The sequence below is a fragment of the Candidatus Aminicenantes bacterium genome, from assembly GCA_026393855.1.
Lineage (GTDB): Bacteria > Acidobacteriota > Aminicenantia > Aminicenantales > UBA4085 > UBA4085.
In genome coordinates this window covers 1-4,719 of sequence record JAPKZJ010000120.1, presented here as the reverse complement: position 1 = coordinate 4,719, position 4,719 = coordinate 1, and the positions used below count along the sequence as shown (strand labels likewise).

The window sequence follows — 4,719 nt, the reverse complement described above, 5'->3', positions numbered from 1 at the left end:
TCCATCCACTCGACGCGGTACGTTTCCGGATACCCGAAAACGATGTCATCATTGGATGCCAAGGCCCAGTCCACAAGCGGAGCCGCGACGTTGTAGGGAGAGCCGATATCGACGGATCGTATGTCTGTTCCAGCCATCATTTCCGCATCGAATCGTTTGAGAACATCCCAGCGATGCTCCATATCCTGGATCTTGATGCTATCCAGAATGATCGAACCACGCGAATCGATGGCGGAATTCTGAGAGCGCCTGGCATCGTCCGCAGAGAGGTTTTTAATATGTTTTCCCTGGCTGTCGAAGATGACGAATCCAAACTTCACATCTTTCACGAAGAGGCGGTTGTTTCTCCGATCGATCATCATCCGGTAGGGATCCATGAACTCCCCCGGGCCTTCCCCTTTGCGGCCGGTCGAACGCACATATCCGCCTGATTTATCAAAAACTTTCACTTGGAGTGACGTCCCATCCAAGACGTAAATTCGCCCGATAGAATCAACAACGATAGAAGAGATTTCCCCCAACATAGCGGGTTCTTTCGTCTCGCCGCCCCCGATCGTCAATTCCTCTTTGAGCATCAGAATCGGGTCTTTATAAATCGGCGTCTTGGGATTCCGGACAATTGTCACATCTCCGTCTTTGACTATTGTCCCCTTCCAGATCTGGGCGGAAAGCGCCGCGGAGAAAGCGGCTAGGAACACCAGCAGAGCCACGGTCCGTCTCATTTTTTTGCTTAGAACTCATAGCCCCGGAACTTGAGCCCCTTGGACTTGATCGTCGTGCCCATGGCCTTCTCCAGCCGGGCCTGGGCGATCCGGTAGCCGGTGACGGCCTGGATCTCATCGGCCTTGGCCTGGTCCAGGCTGCGCTGGTAGCTGAACAGCCACTCGCTCCCGACCAGCCCCATCTGGTACTTCTGGCTCTCGGCTTCGACCCGTTTCTCCATCAGCTCGCGGTAGCGGGCCGAGGCTTCGATCTTGCGGCCGGCCACGTCCAAATCCTTGACCGCCTCGAGGACTTCGACTTCGAGGTTCTTGCGCGCCCTTTCCAGGCTCAAGCGGGCCTGATCTTCCGCCAATCGGGCTCGGGCCAGCGAGGCCCGCGAGAAAAGGCTCCCCAGCGGGATAGTCAGACTCAGGTCGAAGGAGACGTTTCGGTAGTTCTGTTTGATCAGGTCGCGGAAGGAGTCCATCCGCCCACCCACGATCTTGTCCAGGATGATTCCGCTCAGAGGATTATTGTCCTGAAAGATGTACTTGATGCCCGACTGTCCGGGGTTCCAGATGGAGAACCTCAATTGCAGGTCGGGCAGAAGCTGGTTGCGGTTATATCGGACGTCGAGGGCGGCATCCGCGATCCGGCTCTCGGCCTGGGCAATCTCCGGCCGTTCGGCCCGGGCCGCGCGCATAGCCTCGTCCAGGGGGACGGTTCGTCTTTCCGCCGTGGGCCTGTCGGCCGGAATGATCGGCACCCGGGTCTCCGCCTCCCCCTCCCCTGTCTCGACAGGCAGGTTGAGCAGGCTCTTGAGCCGGTTTTCCATCTTTTCCAGGCTGGCCCGGGCCGAGAGAAGCGCCGTCTCGCGCGAAGCCACTTCGGTCTCGGCGCTCAACACGTCCACCGCCGATTTGGAGCCTATGCGGGCGGCCTCGACATTGCGGGCCAGGGTATCCCGGCTCTGAACAAGTGACGCCTCGAGGACCCGCAGGCTCTCCCGCGCATAGACGAGATTCCAGTAGGCTTCCTCCACACTGTAGACCGTGGTCAGCACAGCCGCCTTAAGGATTTCGACGGACTGGTCGAATTGGCGCTCGGCCTTGGTGGTCTCGTAGCGGTTGATGGCCGGCCCGAACCCCTTGAGAAGCTTTTGGGCCAGGCTGAAGCGCAGCTCGCTGTAGTAGGAGGGGTTGACTGTAGTGTAAGCCCGGGTCGTGTCGGTCCGTTGCGAATAAGCGCTCAAGGTCAGGTCCGTTCCCGTCACGAGGTGCTGCGATAGGCCGAAATTGAAGTAGTCCCGCTTGGTCAGAACCGTCGGACCTTCCACACCCCAGGTGGAAGGGATCTTCTGATTCCCGTACTGGGACGTGGCATCGAATTGCGGCAGGAATTGGTCCTTCGTGCCGCGGCGGGCTTCCTCGGCCATGGCCGGGTTGATCGCCTCGATCGAGAGGTCGAGGTTGGATTTTAGGGCCCGCTCGATGCACTCGGCCAGGGTTAAGGCCAGCGGTTTGACCTCGGCCGATTGGGCCGGGGGGCTTTGCGCGGCCGCCGTCGCGGCCAGGAGGAGGATCGCCAGTGTGATCGTCCGGAATCGTTTAACCATGTTCGCCTCGAATCGTTCCGGGTTCGCGTCCCGGCCGGTCAGTTTTTGACGACGACTTTGGCGTCGTGGGCTAAAGTGAAATGGCCCGCGACGATGACCTGTTCGCCCGGATGGAGGCCCCAGCCCGGCTCCGTACTGGGCAGGATCTCGGCCACCTTCTCGTTCTCCAGCCCGATCTCGACGTAGCGCCACTTGGCCACGCCCCCCTCGACAACGAAGACCAGCTTGCGGCCGCTGCGGATGAGGACGGCGTCCTGGGGCACGACCAGGCGGTCCTTGTAGATATCCGCCGCGATCTCCACCTCGGCGTGCATGCCCGGTTTGAGCTCCTCCGAGCTGTTGGCCACGGAGACATAGACGGTGCAGGTGCGGTCCTCGGCGTTGACGACCGGGCTGACCGTATCGACCGTGCCTTTAAACGTCTTGCCCGGATAGGCCGCGAATTGGAGGTCCACCGTGCGGCCGGCCTGCATCTTGCCGATCTCGCTCTCCAGGACTTTGGCCTTGACCTTGATGCGGGAGATATCGACCAGGGTGAAGAGCTCGCGGCCGGCATCGATGCGCTCTTGGGGCGAAACCTTGAGGTCGGTGATGATGCCGGCGTAGGGCGCCCGGATGCGGGTTTTCTCCAGGTCCAGCCGGGCCAGCTTGACGTCGATCTCGGCCTGGGTCAGGTTTTTCGTGGAGGCCATGATCTCCTCCTTCTTGCGCCCGGCTTCGATCAAGGCCAGCTCGTAATCCTTTTGAGCCCGCTCCAGTTCGGCTTGAGCCACCAGCCCCTTGCCGAAGGAGAGCGAGACTTTCTCATATTCGGCCTGGGCCTTGGCCAGCTTGTCCAGGGCCGCGGGAGAGATGGCCTTCTCGGCTCCGGCAAACTGCTTCTCCAGGAAGAGGTCGGAGAGGTACTTGAGCCGCATCGCCTCGAGCCGCTCCAGCTTGAGCGCATACTCCCGATCGTCGATCTCGATCAGGACGTCGCCGGCCTTGACGTGCAGCCCCTCGGCCGCGGCCAGACTCTTAATGACGCCCGACGCCTCGGCTTTGAGGGCGATCTTCTTCTCGGTATAAGCTTCGCCCGGCGATTTGAGGGTCATGATCAGATCGCCCTTGGCCGCCGTGACGGCCTTGACCTGGATGGGCGCCGGCTCGGTCTTTTGGTCGACGGCGCCGGGCGCACCGGGCGCGGCGGCGGCACCTGATGGGGCCGTTTCCGCGCCGGCAGAATCAGCGGACTTGGCCGGGCCTTTCTTCAGGATAAAAAAGTACCCGCCGGCTGCAACGGCCAGAATGAGCAGAGAGATGCCTACGGCTTTCTTGGGAATGACCATCGTCCACCTCGATTGAATGTTGGCGTGGGAATATGCAAAACAAGAAAGAACTCGCGGGGGATGAATGCCGTGGGAGGCAGAGAGACAAGCGCCCCATAACGCGGATGCGTTTGTTCGAAAAGAACCGTCCAGCTATCGCCCATCGCCTCCCTGTCTCCGTCATTCATATCAACAATCAATCCAGAAAGCAAAGCCTCGCAGCAGCTTGCGGCCCATCTTAAACGGCTTTCTATATTATAGACGCCGCGGAGCGCCTGTTCCTATCATTCCCGACTCTTGCAGCCTCTTCGTCAATATTGATAACACTTTAACGCTCGGAAGCCCTCCTCCGTTTCAACCACGGCGATCATTTTTCCATTCCGGACCTGATAGATCCGGCAGGGAAGGACATATTGCTTCAGGTAGATGCCTTGGGGCGAGAAGACATCGTATCGGTAGGGCTCGGCCTTGTCGTCGTTGCGGAACATTCGAAGCCAGGCGTTGCCCGCCTCATCGAAGAAGAAATCGGTAGCAAAGGCGGGAAAGAACTCGGGCGCAGCAGAGCTTTTTCGGTTTTCTCCTGCGACCTCCTTTAAAGCCTTTTTCTGGACCGGCTTGCATGCCCGACCAAAGCGGAAGAGGGGCTTGCCGTCCGGATCGAAAACGCCGAGCTCATAGGTCTCGTTATTCCCCAACCAGAGCTTCCCATCCGGCGAGACGCCCCAGCAGATCTGGGATCCGTCGCGAGAGGATGTCGATAAGACGCCGCCGCCGGGCATCGTTTTCATCATCATTTTCATGGAGGGATATGGGCCGGATCGGCTGGGATTGCGTCCATCGGGATCATACCGGACGATCGTCGAATATTGTTGGATAGTTTTGAATTCCGAAGAGACTTGAGTCTCTCCGCTCGATATCTCGCCGCAGAAGATCCGGCCTAGGGCGTCCAACCGGATCTGCAAAGCCGGTTTCTCGGCCCGAAAACTAGCCTCGTATTTTCCGATCGGGTCGAACCGGGTGACCCGCTGGCTTCTCATGTCCAGAACATGGATCCGGCCTTGACCGTCCACATCGATGAAGAAAGGTGTATCGTAA

At 59.5% G+C, this 4,719-nt stretch carries 4 protein-coding genes; all 4 read right to left on the bottom strand.

The genetic code is table 11. The features are described from left to right. The coding region (locus tag NTZ26_14780; GenBank protein ID MCX6561765.1) for a 6-bladed beta-propeller at positions 1-710 on the bottom strand (710 nt) is incomplete at its 3' end. Positions 711-730: 20 nt separating this feature from the next. Next, positions 731-2,317 carry a TolC family protein gene (locus NTZ26_14775; protein ID MCX6561764.1) on the bottom strand — a complete coding sequence of 529 codons (1,587 nt, stop codon included), beginning with the start codon at positions 2,315-2,317 and terminating at the stop codon, positions 731-733. Between the two features lie 38 nt (positions 2,318-2,355). Then, positions 2,356-3,645 (bottom strand): efflux RND transporter periplasmic adaptor subunit, encoded by a 1,290-nt coding sequence (locus NTZ26_14770; protein ID MCX6561763.1) that lies wholly within the window; start codon positions 3,643-3,645, stop codon positions 2,356-2,358. Positions 3,646-3,935: 290 nt separating this feature from the next. Then, the coding region (locus NTZ26_14765; GenBank protein MCX6561762.1) for a hypothetical protein at positions 3,936-4,719 on the bottom strand (784 nt) is incomplete at its 5' end.